This is a genomic window from Paeniglutamicibacter sp. NPDC091659 (genome assembly GCF_044756805.1).
Taxonomy (GTDB): domain Bacteria; phylum Actinomycetota; class Actinomycetes; order Actinomycetales; family Micrococcaceae; genus Paeniglutamicibacter.
Window position 1 is genome coordinate 62,871 of the sequence record NZ_JBIVTO010000013.1, and the last position, 15,997, is coordinate 78,867.

15 protein-coding genes are annotated in these 15,997 nt (G+C 65.4%); 1 reads left to right on the forward strand and 14 read right to left on the reverse strand.

Features of this window, described 5'->3' with window-relative positions; translation table 11 throughout:
* Positions 1 to 7: 7 nt before the first annotated feature.
* The 10 genes from miaB to dapA all read right to left on the reverse strand — a co-directional run bounded on the left by miaB (position 8) and on the right by dapA (position 11,515).
* The gene (gene miaB / locus ACIQLF_RS19200) at positions 8 to 1,534 is read right to left on the reverse strand and encodes a tRNA (N6-isopentenyl adenosine(37)-C2)-methylthiotransferase MiaB (protein WP_400302068.1); all 1,527 of its coding nucleotides are present in this window, start codon (positions 1,532 to 1,534) and stop codon (positions 8 to 10) included.
* Between the two features lie 48 nt (positions 1,535 to 1,582).
* The gene (locus ACIQLF_RS19205) at positions 1,583 to 2,419 is read right to left on the reverse strand and encodes a regulatory protein RecX (RefSeq protein WP_400302070.1); all 837 of its coding nucleotides are present in this window, start codon (positions 2,417 to 2,419) and stop codon (positions 1,583 to 1,585) included.
* A 4-nt stretch (positions 2,420 to 2,423) separates the two neighbouring features.
* Positions 2,424 to 3,476 (reverse strand): recombinase RecA, encoded by a 1,053-nt coding sequence (gene recA / locus ACIQLF_RS19210; RefSeq protein ID WP_400302072.1) that lies wholly within the window; start codon positions 3,474 to 3,476, stop codon positions 2,424 to 2,426.
* Positions 3,477 to 3,670: 194 nt separating this feature from the next.
* On the reverse strand, positions 3,671 to 3,895 hold the full coding sequence (locus ACIQLF_RS19215; RefSeq protein WP_400302074.1) for a DUF3046 domain-containing protein: 225 nt from the start codon (positions 3,893 to 3,895) through the stop codon (positions 3,671 to 3,673).
* A 158-nt stretch (positions 3,896 to 4,053) separates the two neighbouring features.
* Positions 4,054 to 4,467, reverse strand: a complete 414-nt coding sequence (locus ACIQLF_RS19220) for a helix-turn-helix domain-containing protein (RefSeq protein WP_209996009.1) — start codon at positions 4,465 to 4,467, stop codon at positions 4,054 to 4,056.
* Between the two features lie 194 nt (positions 4,468 to 4,661).
* Complete coding sequence (locus tag ACIQLF_RS19225) at positions 4,662 to 5,186, reverse strand: CinA family protein (protein ID WP_400302078.1); 525 nt, start codon at positions 5,184 to 5,186, stop codon at positions 4,662 to 4,664.
* A gap of 21 nt (positions 5,187 to 5,207) precedes the next feature.
* Positions 5,208 to 5,822, reverse strand: coding sequence for a CDP-diacylglycerol--glycerol-3-phosphate 3-phosphatidyltransferase (gene pgsA, locus ACIQLF_RS19230; protein WP_400302081.1), 615 nt, complete (start codon positions 5,820 to 5,822; stop codon positions 5,208 to 5,210).
* A 9-nt stretch (positions 5,823 to 5,831) separates the two neighbouring features.
* Positions 5,832 to 8,732: a DNA translocase FtsK 4TM domain-containing protein gene (locus tag ACIQLF_RS19235; protein WP_400302084.1), complete on the reverse strand. Its 2,901-nt coding sequence runs from the start codon at positions 8,730 to 8,732 to the stop codon at positions 5,832 to 5,834.
* Between the two features lie 140 nt (positions 8,733 to 8,872).
* Entirely contained in the window at positions 8,873 to 10,579 is a 1,707-nt protein-coding gene (locus ACIQLF_RS19240; RefSeq protein ID WP_400302087.1) for a ribonuclease J, read from the reverse strand.
* 15 nt (positions 10,580 to 10,594) lie between these two features.
* Positions 10,595 to 11,515, reverse strand: coding sequence for a 4-hydroxy-tetrahydrodipicolinate synthase (gene dapA / locus ACIQLF_RS19245; RefSeq protein ID WP_400302090.1), 921 nt, complete (start codon positions 11,513 to 11,515; stop codon positions 10,595 to 10,597).
* 64 nt (positions 11,516 to 11,579) lie between these two features.
* On the opposite strand from dapA, the gene ACIQLF_RS19250 reads away from it, so the two are divergent.
* Complete coding sequence (locus ACIQLF_RS19250; RefSeq protein WP_400302092.1) at positions 11,580 to 12,824, forward strand: heparan-alpha-glucosaminide N-acetyltransferase domain-containing protein; 1,245 nt, start codon at positions 11,580 to 11,582, stop codon at positions 12,822 to 12,824.
* Between the two features lie 224 nt (positions 12,825 to 13,048).
* Here ACIQLF_RS19250 and ACIQLF_RS19255 read toward each other — a convergent pair whose 3' ends face one another.
* The 4 genes from ACIQLF_RS19255 to ACIQLF_RS19270 form a co-directional block, all read right to left on the reverse strand.
* Entirely contained in the window at positions 13,049 to 13,531 is a 483-nt protein-coding gene (locus tag ACIQLF_RS19255; protein ID WP_400302095.1) for a GNAT family N-acetyltransferase, read from the reverse strand.
* Positions 13,532 to 13,724: 193 nt separating this feature from the next.
* A complete protein-coding gene (locus ACIQLF_RS19260) occupies positions 13,725 to 14,018 on the reverse strand; it encodes a hypothetical protein (protein WP_400302098.1) in 294 nt (97 codons plus the stop codon).
* The gene (locus tag ACIQLF_RS19265; RefSeq protein ID WP_400302101.1) at positions 14,015 to 14,389 is read right to left on the reverse strand and encodes a DUF952 domain-containing protein; all 375 of its coding nucleotides are present in this window, start codon (positions 14,387 to 14,389) and stop codon (positions 14,015 to 14,017) included. Before ACIQLF_RS19265 ends, ACIQLF_RS19260 begins: the two co-directional genes overlap by 4 nt.
* Before the next feature lie 90 nt (positions 14,390 to 14,479).
* Positions 14,480 to 15,946 (reverse strand): chlorohydrolase family protein, encoded by a 1,467-nt coding sequence (locus tag ACIQLF_RS19270; RefSeq protein WP_400302104.1) that lies wholly within the window; start codon positions 15,944 to 15,946, stop codon positions 14,480 to 14,482.
* Positions 15,947 to 15,997: the final 51 nt, after the last annotated feature.

Below are 15,997 nucleotides of genomic sequence, written 5' to 3' on the forward strand. Positions count from 1 at the left end.
GCAACGACTACTTTCTGGTGGGCAAAGTTGGCATGCCAAGGGAAACGCCCTTGGTGCCGGAGGAACCCGTGGCGGGTGTGCCACAGGAATCAGTTTGTGAGCGGTCCCAGGCGTCGCCGGCTCGCGAGCGGCGCACCGAGTACTCCGCCGGGTTCGCCGGGTCGGAGACCAGGTGGAAGGCAGCAGCCTCGGTGATCGGAATGGTCACCAGGTCGCCGGGGCGCGGGGTCTCCCCTCCCTCGGGAATGGAGAAGTGCACAAGCCGCTGGTCGGTGGAACGTCCGCTGAGCCGCTGGGTTTCAGAGGCTTTCTTGCCCAACTGGGCGGTGACCATGACCTCGACGGTCCTGCCGACCTGCTTGGCATTTTCCTCCGCGCAGATTCGGTCTTGGAGCGCGGTCAGGCGTTCGTAGCGTTCCTGCACCACGGCTTTGGGCAGCTGGTGTTCCAGCTCGGCGGCGGGAGTGCCGGGGCGCTTGGAGTACTGGAAGGTGAAGGCACTGGCAAAGCGCGAGGCCTCAACGACGTCAAGGGTCGCCTGGAAATCCTCCTCGGTTTCCCCGGGGAAACCCACGATGATGTCGGTTGTGATCGCGGCATGCGGGATGTTTTCGCGCACCTTCTCGAGGATGCCCAGGAACTTCTTGGAGCGGTAGGAGCGGCGCATGTCCTTGAGCACCTTGTCGGAGCCCGACTGCAGGGGCATGTGAAGCTGTGGCATGACGTTGGGAGTCTCGGCCATCGCCTCGATGACGTCGTCGGTGAACGCGGCGGGGTGCGGGCTGGTGAAGCGGACGCGTTCAAGTCCCTCGATCCGGCCGCAGGCGCGCAGCAGCTTGCCGAACGCCAGCCGGTCCCCGAACTCCACGCCGTAGGAGTTCACGTTCTGCCCCAGCAGGGTCACTTCAATGACGCCGTCGGCGACCAGTGCCTCGATTTCTGCAAGGATCTCCCCCGGGCGGCGGTCGCGTTCCTTGCCGCGCAGCGACGGAACGATGCAGAACGTGCAGGTGTTGTTGCAGCCCACGGAAATCGAGACCCAGCCCGAGTGCACCGAGTCCCGCTTGGTCGGCAGCGTGGACGGGAAGACTTCAAGGGACTCAAGGATTTCCAGTTGGGCCTTGTTGTTGTGACGGGCCCGGTCGAGCAGCGCCGGAAGCGAGCCGACGTTGTGGGTGCCGAAGACGACGTCCACCCAGGGGGCCTTGCGTAGGATCGTTTCGCGGTCCTTCTGTGCGAGGCAGCCTCCGACGGCTATCTGCATGTCCGGTCGCTTTTCCTTGACCTGTGCCAGCAGGCCAAGGTTTCCGTACAGCTTGTTGTCGGCGTTCTCACGCACGGCGCAGGTATTGAAAACCACGACGTCTGCGATGTCGTCTTCGGGTTGCTGCGGGACAAGCCCCGTGGATTCCAGCAGGCCGGAGAGTCGCTCCGAATCGTGTACGTTCATCTGGCAGCCGTATGTTCGCACCTCGTATGTGCGCAGGGGGTCAGCCGGTTTTCTTTCGGTGGAAGAAGGAATGCTCACAGTCACCCTCCTAGGGTACCGAATCTTGATCGGCCCAAGCCGGAGTGCCCCGCCCTAGGATGGCTCTTGGCCGAATTGCTCTTCCCAGGCCTCGTTGACGATGCGGAATGCCATCGACGGGGAATATCCCTTGCGGGCCAGCATGCCCACGAGCCTTCGCACGCTCTTGTCCTTGTCCACTCCCATGGAGGGCGCCCGCAGCTTCCGTTCCACCAGGTCCTTGGCCGTGGCTTCCTCGGATTCTTCGTCGAGTTGTTCCAGGGCGTTCTCCGCCATGTCCCCCTCGATGCCCTTGTCGCGCAGTTCGCGCCTGATGGCGGAACGGGCGAGCCCGCGGCTGCGGGCGCGAGAACGCACCCAGCTTTCGGCGAACGAATTGTCGTCCACCAGCTGGATCTCTTCGAAACGGTCGAGCAGCTCTTCCGCGATATGTGCCGGGATTTCCTTTTCCAACAGCTTCTTCAGCAGCTGCGCCCGGCTCTTTGAAGACGCGGTGAGCTGGCGCAGAAGGATCGCACGCCCCTTGGTTGCATACTGCTCGTCGCTCAGTTCGACGGGTTCTGCCGCGGGCTTTTCCCTTTTGGCGCCAGCCGAACGCGTGGCACCGTTGCGGGTACCGCGTGCGCCTCGGAATGCCGAATCGGTTCGCGAGCCAGTGCGTTTGCTGCGTCCGGCATAGGCCTGGCGTTCACCGAATTCCTTCTTCGGTTCCGGCGGTCCCGGGGCAAGATCGGCCGGCGGGGCCTCAAACGCAACGGGCGTTTGCGCCCATTGCGGCATTTCGTCAGGGGTTCCCCACTCGGAATTGCCGTCGGCTGGAAATGACCAAAGCGGTCGTTCGGAACCTTGTGGGGTACCGGACGAACCGCCCTGGTGCTGTTTGGAACTCACGAAACTAGGAATCCTTGACGATGCGCAACGCATCTTCCCCGTCGTCGATGGCACCCTGTCCGATGCCCAGCTTTTCGAGGATCTGGCGCTCAAGTTCGTTGGCCAGATCTGGATTGTCACGCAGGAACTTCCGCGCGTTTTCCTTGCCCTGGCCGAGCTGGTCACCGTCGTAGGTGAACCATGCACCGGACTTCTTGACGAAGCCCTGCTCCACACCGATATCGATAAGGCTTCCCTCTCGGGAGATACCCAGACCGTAGATGATGTCGAATTCGGCTTGCTTGAAGGGCGGAGCCATCTTGTTCTTGACGATCTTGGCACGCGTACGGTTGCCGACCGGGTTGGTGCCTTCCTTCAACGTTTCGATGCGGCGAACGTCGATTCGGACAGAGGCGTAGAACTTAAGTGCCTTACCGCCGGTCGTGGTTTCCGGGCTACCGAACATCACACCGATTTTTTCGCGCAACTGGTTGATGAAGATCGCAGTGGTGCGGGTCTGGCTCAACCGGCCAGTGATCTTTCGCAGTGCCTGGCTCATCAAACGAGCCTGCAGGCCGACGTGGCTGTCGCCCATCTCGCCTTCGATTTCGGCGCGTGGAACCAACGCTGCCACGGAGTCGATCACGATGATGTCGATGGAGCCGGAGCCCACAAGCATGTCCATGATTTCCAGGGCCTGCTCACCAGTGTCCGGCTGGGACACCAGAAGGGCGTCCGTGTCCACGCCAAGCCTCTTGGCGTATTCGGGGTCCAAGGCGTGTTCGGCGTCAATGAACGCGGCAATGCCGCCGAGCTTTTGGGCACTGGCCACGGCGTGCAGTGCAACGGTGGTCTTACCCGAGGATTCCGGACCGTAGATCTCCACGACTCGTCCACGGGGAAGCCCGCCTATGCCCAGCGCAATATCCAATGCGACCGATCCGGTGGGAATGGTGGCGATAGGCGCACGAGTGTCGTCGCCCAAGCGCATGACAGATCCCTTGCCGAATTGCTTGTCAATCTGCGCAAGTGCCGCTTCGAGGGCCTTCTCGCGATTGTTACCTGCTGCGGCCATCATTCACCTCGGTTGTTAGGGCCATATTGGCCAATACTCTTTGTCTGTCCACGAGCGTACGACTGCTGGCCGACACTTTGGCATTCGGGTGTTCAAGCTGTGGAAAACCGGTGACGGCACCCAACGAACTTTCACCATGAACAATACACTCTTCCGAACAGATATTCGAACATTTGGAGTGGCTGTCGTCGAAACCCTTAGTGGTCCTTGGGCGGCAGGTCCTTGCCGAGCCGTCGCTCCGGCGGTACATCCTGCATGTTGCAGATGGCCAACCACACCGCCCTGGGCGGGGTGCCTCGGTTCAGCGCGTCCTCGGCGGTTACACCGCCGACCTCGGCCAGCACCAGGCTGGAAGCCAGCGTGCGGGAATAGCCCGCACCAAATTCGTCATCCATCAGACGCCAGAAATCACTCAATCGCACTGGGCAATTGTGCCACGTACCGCCACACACCTTCTGCGCGAGGACTCGTGGCCGGCGTTAAAAGACTTGGCCTTCGGGTTCCGGCCCGAAAGCCGAGAACCCGAAGGCCAAATATCGTCCCCCGGGGTACACACCCGCCCGGGGTCTAAAAACGTTGGTTAGTGGCTCGGTGCAAGACGCTTGCCGAGGTCCCCTGCGAATTCGCTGGTGAGATCCACGGGAACGGTATCCGGGATGGTGATGCCTTCGGCGATGGCCACGCGGTCGCTGACTTCGCGAAGCATCAGCGAAAGCGGAACCTCCAAGGCGCTGCAGATCGAGGAGAGCAGTTCGGACGAAGCTTCCTTCTGTCCGCGTTCGACCTCGGAAAGGTATCCAAGGGAAACACGAGCGCTATGGGAAACCTCACGCAGGGTACGACCCTGGCGCTGACGAACGTCGCGGAGGACGTCACCGATTTCGTGTCGTAGGACTACCATCTTGCGCTCCTCTTTTTCGCGGCGGACCTCGCTCTGTAGGCCCACATCACGCCAACGGACCACACCGTTTACCGATACTGGTTGCTTGACCATGTGCATTGCCTTTGTTCTCCGGTCCTATTGCCTTTGTGGGGCGATCGGTGCGGACACTTGATGTGCCCGTCATGGGGTACAACTACGAAGAATCGTAGTTTGTTCCCACGACCCCCACCCTATCCAGAGCCGGGGTCGATTTTCCACAACATTATTGAATGGGTCAATAACTATGTCACAAACCGCATCGATAGCTACATTGCCCCATCAACCTGTGCGGCAACTGAGCGAAGCGTGGAAATGAGCAGTGTTAAAGCTGCGTCGGTGGCTGCGGCCCGAATCCGCGCCCGATCTCCCTGAAAATGATACTCGGCATAGCCGCTTCCGCCGGGATGGGCAAAGCCCAGGAAAACCGTTCCGACCGGTTTGCCGTCGTGGGCGTCCGGGCCGGCAACGCCGGTGGCCGAAACCGCGACGTCGCTGAGGCAGCATTCCCTGGCGCCCACCGCCATCTGGCGAGCCACCTCGCCGTCAACCGACCCTTTGGATTCCAGCAGGTCCCGGTCAACCGACAGCACGCGCGCCTTGACCTCGCTGCTGTAACTCACGACCCCGCCCTGCAGCGCCGCCGAGGCGCCTGGCACCTCGGCCAGCGTTGCGGCAATCAGGCCGGCGGTCAGGGACTCGGCGGTGGCCAGGGTCAACCCTGCAGCAATCGCACCAGCGATCGCTTCGCGGGCCAGCTCGTTGCCCGTTGCCTGTTGGGGTTGCGAATCCATGGGGTTTGCTCCGGTTTCCGGCTAGGCCTTGGACCCTGGGTTTGCCAGGTGCTGCGCGCGCAGCTGCCACGCCTTGATGAGGTAGTCGATGCCGGTGACCAGGGTGACGGCCAGGGCCAGCCACATCACCGCAACCGCCACGAAGCCCAGCCACGCAACGGTGTGGGTCCACGGCAAGAGGTAGAGCAGGATCGCCACGGCCTGCAGCACCGTCTTGAGCTTGCCGCCCTTCGAGGCCGCCATCACTCCGTAGCGGATGACGACAAAGCGCATGAGCGTGATGCCCCATTCGCGCACGAGGATCACCACGGTGATCCACCACGGCAGCTCCCCCAGCACCGAGAACAGCACCAGGGCCGAGCCCGTGAGCAGCTTGTCCGCGATGGGGTCGGCGATCTTGCCGAAGTTGGTGATCAGCCCGCGGCTGCGCGCCAGATCCCCGTCGAGCTTGTCGGTGTAGATGGCCAGCGCGAAGAGCCCGAAGGCCACCCAACGCAGCCAGCCGTACTGCTGGTGGTCGGCCAACAACGCCCAGACGAAAAACGGGACCATGAAGATGCGCAACGTGGTGAGCACGTTGGCGATGTTCAGGTTCGGAACGGGCTTCTGGGCTGGGCTTTCCGGGGAATCACTCACGTCTCTAGGTTACCTTCCGGTGAGGTTCCAGGCGTCTTCCGAGCCGTCGTCGTCCGCGCCGTCGTGGTAGTCGACGGCCTGGGCGTAGCTGTCGAGGTCCTCCGCGACCAGGTCGGTCCCGTAGTGGTTGGCGTTGGCGTTCTCCGCCAGCGCTGCCTCCTGCGCCGTCGGGACGACGTCGTCGGCGGAGGTCTCGTCCCCGCGCATCGCGGCCAGCACCGCGGGCAGGTCGTCGGGCTTGACCAGCACGTCGCGGGCCTTGGAACCCTCGGACGGGCCGACGACGCCGCGGGATTCGAGCAGGTCCATGAGGCGGCCGGCCTTCGCAAAGCCGACGCGCAGCTTGCGCTGCAGCATCGAGGTGGAACCGAACTGGGTGGTGACAACCAGCTCGGTGGCCTGCAGCAGCAGCTCCAGGTCGTCTCCGATGTCGTCGTCGATCTGCTTCTTGGGCGCCTCGACGGCGACGTCGTTGCGGTACTCGGCCTTCAGCTGGCCCTTGACGTGCTCGACGACCGCGTGGATCTCCGATTCGGTGACCCAGGCACCCTGCACGCGCATGGGCTTGGAGGTGCCCATGGGCAGGAAGAGCGCGTCGCCCTGGCCCAGCAGCTTTTCGGCGCCGGGCTGGTCGAGCACCACGCGGGAGTCGGTGACCGAGGAGGTCGCGAACGCCATGCGGGAGGGCACGTTGGCCTTGATCAGGCCGGTGACCACGTCGACCGACGGGCGCTGGGTGGCCAGCACCAGGTGGATGCCGGCGGCACGGGCCAGCTGGGTGATGCGCACGATCGAGTCCTCGACGTCGCGCGGGGCGACCATCATGAGGTCGGCGAGCTCGTCGACGATGACCAAGAGGTAAGGGTAGGGCTTCATGACCCGCTTGGAGCCCGCGGGCGGGATGACCTTGCCGTTCTTCACGGCCTTGTTGAAGTCGTCGACGTGCTTGAAGCCGAAGTTGGCGAGGTCGTCGTAGCGGGTGTCCATCTCCTTGACCACCCACTGCAGCGCCTCGGCGGCCTTCTTGGGGTTGGTGATGATGGGGGTGATCAGGTGGGGTACGCCCTCGTAGGCGGTGAGTTCCACGCGCTTGGGGTCGACCATGACCATGCGGACCTCGTCCGGGGTGGCGCGCATCAGGATCGAGGTGATCATCGAGTTCACGAACGAGGACTTGCCCGCGCCTGTGGCGCCGGCGACCAGGAGGTGGGGCATCTTGGCGAGGTTGGCGACCACGAAGCCGCCCTCGACGTCCTTGCCCACGCCCATGACCATCGGGTGGTCGGTCTTGCGGGCGTTGTGGCTGCGCAGCACGTCGCCCAGCACCACGATTTCCTTGTCCGCATTGGGGATCTCGATGCCGATCGCGGACTTGCCCGGGATCGGGGACAGGATGCGCACGTCGGAGGAGGCCACGGCGTAGGAGATGTTCTTGGACAGCGCGGTGACGCGCTCCACCTTGGTGCCGGGGGCCAGCTCGATCTCGTAGCGGGTGACCGTCGGGCCGCGGGAGAACCCGGTGACCTTCGCGTCGACCTTGAACTGCTGCAAGGTGTCGGTGAGCGCGGCGACCACCGCGTCGTTGGCCTCCGAACGTTCCTTGGACGGCGGGCCGGCCGGCAGGAAGTCGGAGGAGGGCAGCGTGTAGGTGACGTCGCCGGAGAGCTGGAGCTGCTCGGTGCGCGCGGGGATCGGCGGCAGCGGGGCCGCGGCGGGGCGTGAGGGCACCTGCGGCACGGCCGTGGTGGCCACGTCGTCGGCGCCGAAGTTGGTCAGGTCGATCGCGCTCATCGCCTGGGTGTCGGCCTCGGGCTCCTGGCCCAGGCCGACCTGGTCCATGATCGCCGCCATCTCGAGCTCGGCTTTGGTGGGCCTGCGCACGCCGGGGCGGACGGACGGTTCCCGGTAGCCGGGCTCGACGGATTCGTCGTAGAGGTCCACCGCCGGGTCCTGGGCCATCGGCACGCCGTGGTCGTCGGTGATGACGGCCGTGTCGTAGGCCCCCTCGCCGGTGTTGCCCAGCAGGTCCTCGGCGGCCGTGGCCTCGTCGCGGTCCTTGCCGAAGAGCCGGGCCTTCTTCCGCGGCTTCTTGGCCGCGGGCAGTTCCTCGTAGAGGTAGGACTGGTCGTGTTCCTCGGCGTCGAGCTTCACGCCGCGGCGGGTGGGTGCCGGGGTGCCGTCCGGGTCCTGGCCCATGAGCTTGTCGTAGCCCTCGCGGATGCGTTCGGGGACCTGCTTGAGCGGCGTGGCGGTGAGGATCATCAGGCTCAACAGCGCGAGCGCGATCATGGCCGCCATGGCGCCGGGCGCCTTGATGAGCCCGGCCAGCGGGACCGTGGCCAACGCGCCGAGCACGCCGCCTGCGGCCCAGAGATCGTCAAAGGAGGCGTTCAGTGCCGGGATGCCGCCGACCACGTGGGCGATGCCGGACCCGGCCACGGTGAGCAGGGCCAGGCCGATGCCCACCCGGTTGTTGGCCCGGTGTTCCTCCGGCCAGCGGAAGAGCCTGATGGCGCCGATGAGCAGGATCGGCGGCATGAAGGCCGCCATGAACCCGAACGTGCCCCCGGCCACGGAGTGCACGAAGGTGCCGTACCAGCCGACCCCACGCAGACCCCACCACTCGACCGAGGCGATGACCACGGCCAGGATGACAAGGAAAAGCCCGGTGCCGTCGCGGCGCACCTCGTAGGGCGGGTGCACATCGCGGCCGATCTTGCGGAAGGCTCCTGCCACCACGCGGGCGGTGCCCATCCAGGCCGAACGGATCATGCGCACCGGCAGCGGAAAGTCGTGCACCGGTGAAGCGGGTGCGCTCTTTGCTGTCTTGGTGCTCTTGGATCGTGCCCCGGTGCCGCTCGAGGAGCGGGCGGGGGCCTTCGGATTGCCGGAGGGAGTGCGGGTGGCCATGAGTGCAAGGCTACCGTGAATACCTGGGTCGCACCCGGATTTACACGCACAAAAGCCCCCGGAATCCACGCGTGGAGCGCGAAATTCCGGGGGCTTTCACCAACCGGTGTGAGGTATTGAACTACCCCGCACGAGGCTGTTTAGGCCTCGAGCACGACCGGCACGATCATCGGCTTGCGGCGCAGCTTGCGCGAAACCCATGAACCGATGACGCGGCGGACGATCTGCTGCAGCTGCTGCGTGGTGTGCGTCGGGTTGTTGCGCACCGCGTCCTGCAGAGCCTCGGCGATCTTCGGCCGGATCTCGTCAAACACACTGTCGTCCTCGGCCACGCCGCGGGCGTGGATCTCGGGGCCGGAAATCAGCTTGCCGGTCTGGCGGTTGATCACGGAGATCACCGAGATGAAGCCCTCCTCGGCCAGCGTGACGCGGTCCTTGAGGTCCTCGTCGGTGATGGTGCCGACCTTGGAGCCGTCCACATACACGAACCCGCAATCGACCTGGCCGACGAGCTTCGCCACGCCGTCCTTGAGGTCCACGACGGAGCCGTCCTCGGTGAGCAGCACGTTCTCGGCCGGGACACCGGACTGCGCCGCGAGGCGCGCGTTGGCGATCAGGTGGCGGGTCTCGCCGTGCACCGGCATGACGTTCAGCGGCTGCAGGATGTTGTAGCAGTACAGCAGCTCGCCGGCCGATGCGTGGCCCGAGACGTGCACCTTGGCCATGCCCTTGTGGATGACGTCGGCGCCGAGGCGCATCAGGCCGTTGATCACGCGGAACACCGAGTTCTCGTTGCCCGGGATCAGCGAGGAAGCCAGGATGACGGTGTCGCCCGGGCCCACCTGGATGCGGTGGTCGCCGGTGGCCATGCGGGAGAGCGCGGCCATCGGTTCGCCCTGCGAACCGGTGGACATCAACACGACCTTGTTGTCAGGCAGCTTGTCCACGTTCTTCATGTCCACCAGGATTCCCGGCGGTATGTGCAGGTAGCCGAGCTTCTCGGCGATGGTCATGTTGCGGACCATCGAGCGGCCGATGAAGGCCACCTTGCGCCCGTGGACCTGTGCGGCGTCGATGACCTGCTGCACGCGGTGCATGTGCGAGGAGAACGAGGCGACGATGATGCGCTTGCGCGCGCGGCCGAAGAGGCCCTCGAGCACCGGGCCGATTTCCTTTTCCGCGGTGGTGAAGCCGGGGACGTCCGCGTTGGTCGAGTCGGGCATGAACAGGTCAACACCCTCGTCGGCCAGGCGCGCGAAGTGGCGCAGGTCGGTGATGCGGCCATCCAGCGGCAGCTGGTCCATCTTGAAGTCGCCGGTGTGCAGCACGTTGCCGGCATCGGTGCGGATGAACACGGCAAGCGCGTCCGGGATCGAGTGGTTGACGGCAACGAACTCGGTCTCGAACGGACCGAAGGTCTCCACGTCGCCCTCGACAACCTGGCGCAGCACCGGCTTGATGCGGTGTTCCTCCAGCTTGGCCGAGATCAGTGCAAGGGTCAGCCGCGAGCCGATCAGCGGGATATCCCCGCGCAGGCGCAACAGGTACGGAACGGCGCCGATGTGGTCCTCGTGGCCGTGCGTGAGCACGAGCCCGACGACGTCATCGAGACGGTCCTTGATGTAGCTGAAATCGGGCAGGATGACATCGACGCCCGGCTGGTGCTCCTCGGGGAAGAGCAGGCCGCAGTCGACGATCAGCAGCTTGCCGTCGATTTCGAAGACGGCCATGTTCCGCCCGATCTCACCCAGGCCACCGAGCGGCACGATGCGCAAGGTGCCCGGTTGGAGCTTGGGCGGCAGGGAATGGAGCACCGTATCGGTGACCCCAACGGAAGAATCGGTCATGAATTGATTACCTTTCTAGAGCTCCCATCCGCCCTCGCGCAAATCGGTGCGGATGGAATCGAGTTCCGCTTCCGACGGTGCCACAAGCGGCAGCCGGACAACGGTGTTCGGCAGGACTCCCTGCCAGTGAAGAATGTATTTTGCCGAGACGGCACCCTGGATGTGGTTCATCACGGCGCGCTGGATCGGGTCCAGGGCAAAGTGGGCGGCGCGGGCCGTGGCCAGGTCGCCTGCGAGCATGGCGTCGACCAGGACGCGGTACTGGGCCGCGGCGATGTGCGCGGTCACCGAGACGACGCCGACGGCGCCGGCTGCCATCAGCGGCAGGGTCAGTCCGTCGTCGCCCGAGTAGACGTCGAGGTCGGTGGCGCCCAGCACCGTGGTGGTCGACTGGTAGTCGGCCTTCGCGTCCTTCAGCGCCACGATGTTCTGGTGCTTGGACAGCTCGATGATGGTTTCGGGTTCGATCGGGATGCCCGCGCGGCCGGGAATGTCGTAGAGCATGACGGGCAGGTCAGTGGCGGAGGCGATGGCCTCGAAGTGGGCCTTGACGCCTGCCTGCGACGGCTTGTTGTAGTACGGGGTGACGAGCAGCAGTCCGTCGATGCCGCCCAGCGCTTCGGCGCGCTTGGAGAGGCTGATCGAATGGCGGGTGTCGTTGGTGCCGGTTCCGGCGATGATCTTGGCGCGGTCGCCCACGGCGTCGCGCACGGCGGCGAACATGGCGAGGTTTTCCTCGTCGGTCAGCGTCGAGGTTTCGCCGGTGGTGCCGGTGACCACCAGGCCGTCACAGCCGTCGTCGACAAGCTTGTTCGCCAGCTTGGCGGTTGCTTCGTAGTCGACCTCCCCGTTGTCCTTGAAGGGGGTCACCATGGCGGTGAGCACCGTTCCCAGGGTGTAATTCGGACGTGGGGTATTCAACGCAGATTCAGCCATGACATCAACGTTACACTTTGCGCGCCCCAACGGTTCATTCGGCGCCAGGCAATAGGCTGTAACAATGACCGAAACTTCGTCCCGGGGAACCAAGGCCGGAAGCCGCGGTGCGCGCCCGGCAGGCGGATCCCCCCGCATCCTCGGCGTGGACCTGGCAAGGGCCGTTGCGCTGGTTGGCATGATGGCGGTGCACATCCTGCCGCTGCGCGTGGCACTCGCCGGGGACGGGTTTGCCCCGTCCTGGGCCGCATCTTTGTTTTCCGGCAGGGCCTCCGCCCTGTTCGTGTTGCTTGCGGGAGTCGGCCTGGCGCTGCTCACCGGCGGCGCCTCCGGACCGGCACCGGGCAAGCTCGGCGCCCTGCGGCGCAACGTGCTCATCCGGGCCGGGCTGATCGCGCTGATCGGTTTTGGCGTGGGAATGCTGGACACGAACGTCGCGGTCATCCTGGTGCACTACGGACTGCTTTTCCTCGCTGCGCTCCCGTTCCTGAACATGCGCCGGCGAAAGCTGGCCTGGTGGGCCGCCGGCTGGCTGCTGCTCTCCCCCTTGCTTTATTACGTGCTGCGCCCGTGGGTGGAGGGGGCCATGGATCCGTTCCGGTTGGGCAACTCCCCCGGTTTCGCCGACCTTGGAACCCCGTTGGTGTTCCTGGCGGACGTGTTGCTCACCGGCTACTACCCGTTGCTGGTGTGGTTCGGTTTCCTGCTCGCCGGGTTGTTCGTCGGCCGGCTGGCGCTTTCCCGGCCGCCGGTGGCCCTGGGTTTGCTGGTCGCCGGATCGGCGATGGCCGTGGGATCGAAACTTGCCTCCGAGTGGCTGCTGGATCGTCCCGGCGCGCTCAAGGCGCTTCGTTCGGCAACGGAGCTCAATGCCAACGGACTTGAGGTTGCCCTCGCAACCGGCCAACGGCTGGACGGCTCCATGGGCACACCCTGGTTCCTGGCCGTCTCCGCGCCGCACAGCGGTGCCCCGCTGGATGTCCTGCACGTGACGGGCTGCGCGCTCGCGGTGCTCGGCGCGGCCCAGCTCCTGTGCATGGCGTTCTCCGCCCTGCTGGGCGGCGTGGGCCAGATGCTGCTGTGGCCGCTGACCGGGGCCGGCGCCGCAACCCTCACGATCTACGCCGGGCATCTGGTGGCGCTGGACCTGTTCAGCGATGTTTCCGCTCCCCTGCCAAGGAACCTGCTGTTCATCATCTACGTCGTGGCCGCGTTGCTGCTGGGGCTGCTGCTGAAGTTCATCGGGCGCCGCGGCCCGCTCGAGGCCTTGGTGCACAGCGTTTCGACGACGCTTTCCCGCGCCAAGTAGCCGTCGTCCAAGGACCGGAAACCCGCGGTCCTTGGCTCCGGGCGCCGTGCCGGTACGCTGCTTGATCCCCGTGCTGGCGGATGATCCGGTCGCCCGGGGTGTCCGGTGCGCATTCCCGTCGTGAAGAAGAGCAACGGCGCGGCTGCGGCACTGCACAGGTCGCCCGGGGCGTCGACGAACACGGAGAGATGCTCATGCGCCACGTCGTTTCGAGCGACGCATGGCTACTCCCGAAGGGTTGGTTCGATTGCCTCTGATACGACGCCGGTGGTCTCAAAGCTGAAGATGACGCACTCCATCGGCACTCCGCCTTGGGCTTTGTAGAATTCCAGCGCATGGGCATCTGCCGCTTCGGCCGGCACGAACACCGTGGAGATCCCGGCGCTCGCCGCATCGTCGATGACTGCTTGCATGAGCTGCCGGCCCAGACCTGTGCGCTGGTGTTCGTCAGCCACCGCAAAATCGTAGATCATGAGTTCGTTGTCCATGGAGCGTGTCATGGGCACGACATGGGCGGTGAGGCCCCCAAGCACGGCGTCGTCCATGAGCACCGCGTAGGCCCAGAATGACGGATTGGCCAGCATCGTGGCCACGTAGCCCCTATCCAAGACCGCTGCCGGTTCCTCGAAAACCTCCGCCATGAGCTCGAACAACTTGATCGTCCGATCTGTGTCAGTCTCGCCCAGCCTCACGATTCGTCTACTCATCACATAGCCTTCCTGCCGTGCGTTCTCCTCCCGATGGAAGGCGAGGTGGCCCTCGGTTCCGATCGTAGATGCCCGCGGCGTGGCCGACCAGCCATACCGCCCTCGTGAAATCCGTGCCGCAAGGCCGGCGCTATCGCCCGTGGGAACGTCGACCTCGGATTTTGGATCGCCCGCAATCACACGTGCCGGTCGATCAGGGACCCGAAACGAGGGTCACGACCGTGATCAGGCCCGGGACCAAGGCCACTCCCCAGATGCCCGAGGCCACCATCCACCCCGGGCGGTTGTTCCGCGCGGCAAGGAGCGCCCCGGCCAGCCCCAGAACGGCGGGGGCTGCCAGGAGCCACGGGGACCGTGGGATTCCGGAACCTGACCAATCCGGCATGAGCAGCGTTGCGGCAAGTGCCACGGCCATGAGCACCCATGTGGCGATCGGACGCCCAGCCTGGTCTGCCGCGCTTGTCGAGTCACGGTGCTGGCTGGTCATGTCCAGGACCCCGGGTACGGCGAGTCTGCCTGTAGCACGCCATTGGCCATCCGTGCCGGATGGGTTGCCTTCACCCACGCGAGCTTCAGGGGACCGTAGATGTGCGGATAGAGCTCACCGTCACCGCCGTCCTCGTGCCTGATGTCGATTCCGGCGGCCTCGATGGCGGGGCCGTCGAGTTCCAGCACCACCAGCTCCCCCGCGAAATCCGCGTAGATGAATCCGGCGACCAGCGGAAGCTGCTCCGGCGAGGAACAGTGGATGAACCCGACATCCTCAAGGCTCGCGCCACGGGTCGATCGGCTGTAGATGCCAGTCGCCTGCGCTTGGAACCAGTGCCCGGATTCGGCCAGATGCAAGATCTTTGTCATGCCCCCAGCATAGGGTTGTGGTCCCGAACGCTGTATCGACGAGTCGGGGCCGCACCCGTGAAACCGCCGGCCAGTAGCTATTTCATGGTGTCAGCACAGCGGAAAGCTGGGCGGGAAAAGCTCGTGCGTCGGGCGTTTCCTGAAGTCGCTGACGCTGAAGGAGGCCATGTACTTTTCCAGGAACCGCTGGGCCCGCTCGGCGTAGGATCCGGTCTCGACGGTCACGATCTCCTTGTCCTCCACGATTGTCTTGCCTGCGACCACCACCCGGGTGATGTCCCGGCCGTCGCAGTTCATCACCAGCGTGCGGACCGGGTCCCCGTGTGGCCCGATGTGGGTGCCGTCCAGGTCCAGCACGAAGTAGTCCGCCTGGGCGCCGGCGGCCAACCGGCCCAGGTCCTCCCGGCCCAGCGCGTTCGCCGGGTCCAGGGTCGCGGCCCGGAAAAGGTCCTCGGCCCGGGCGCTGGTCCGCTCCCCCGTGGCCGCCTTGGTCATGCCCATGGCCAGGTCCATGGCGCGGATCATGTTCGGCGGGGCCGAATCGGTGCCCAGCACCACGCGCACGCCCCGGGCCCGGTAGGAATCGAAGTCCTCCAGGCAGACGCCGTAGTGGGCGGTGGGGATCGGGCAGAAGATCACCGTGGTGCCGTGCCCGGCCAGGATCGCCACGTCGTCGCCCTCCCCGAAGGATTCGGGCATGTGGCGGTGCCCGGGCACCGTCCAGGCATGCGGGATGAAGGTCTTCTCCCCCAGGAACCCGATCGACTCGAGGTACGGGATCGGGCGCAGCCCGGTGCGGGCCACGATCTCCCCGACCTCGAACAGGCCCTGGGCCGCATGCAGTCGCACCGGAACCCCGAGCTCGTCGGCGGCCTCCCGGGTCATCTTCAGCGTCAGCTCGGTTTGCGTCTCGATGCGAGCCGGCAGCAGCGCGGTGCGGACCAGCCCGCCGGCGGCGCCCTCGAAGTCCCGGCAGAACCGGATCGCCTGTTCCAACCCGTCCAGGCCCTGGGCCTCGTCCTCGTGAAGCAGCGAGGCGGTGCCGTCGGTGTAGGGGACGTGGGTGCGATAGCTCGGGCCCAGGTAGGCGCGCAGCCCGATCTCGGTCACGGCCGAGGCCAGCTGCGCCGCGTCGGCGTAGTCCTCGCACCACGGCTTGTAGGTCTCCGCGGCGATCGGCATCATGGTGGTGATCCCGTTGCGCACCAGCTGGCTGATTGCGAACTGCCGCCGGAAGAGTTCCTCCTCCTCGGTGAACACCGGGCCGTGGTTGGCCAGGTACTCCCGGGACCAGGCCAGGCCCGTCCGGCTCTCGCCCGCCGGCCACGAATCGAAGATCGCGTGGTCGATGTCCGCCAGCGCGTTCAGGTCGATGAAGCCGGGCGACACGATGGCGTTGCCTGCGTCGATTTCCTTATCGACGCGCCCGGCGTAGCCGCGGCCCACGAAGACGACGACATCGTCCTCGTGCACCAGCTCGCCCCCGGGCCAGATGCAGTGGTCCCCGTCCGCGTAGCCGACCACGAATGCCGCCCTGACCCGGGTGATCCGACCCAATTTATGCTCCCTTGCGTTGGTGTTTGTTCTTGCTTCTTGTTCTTGATTCTT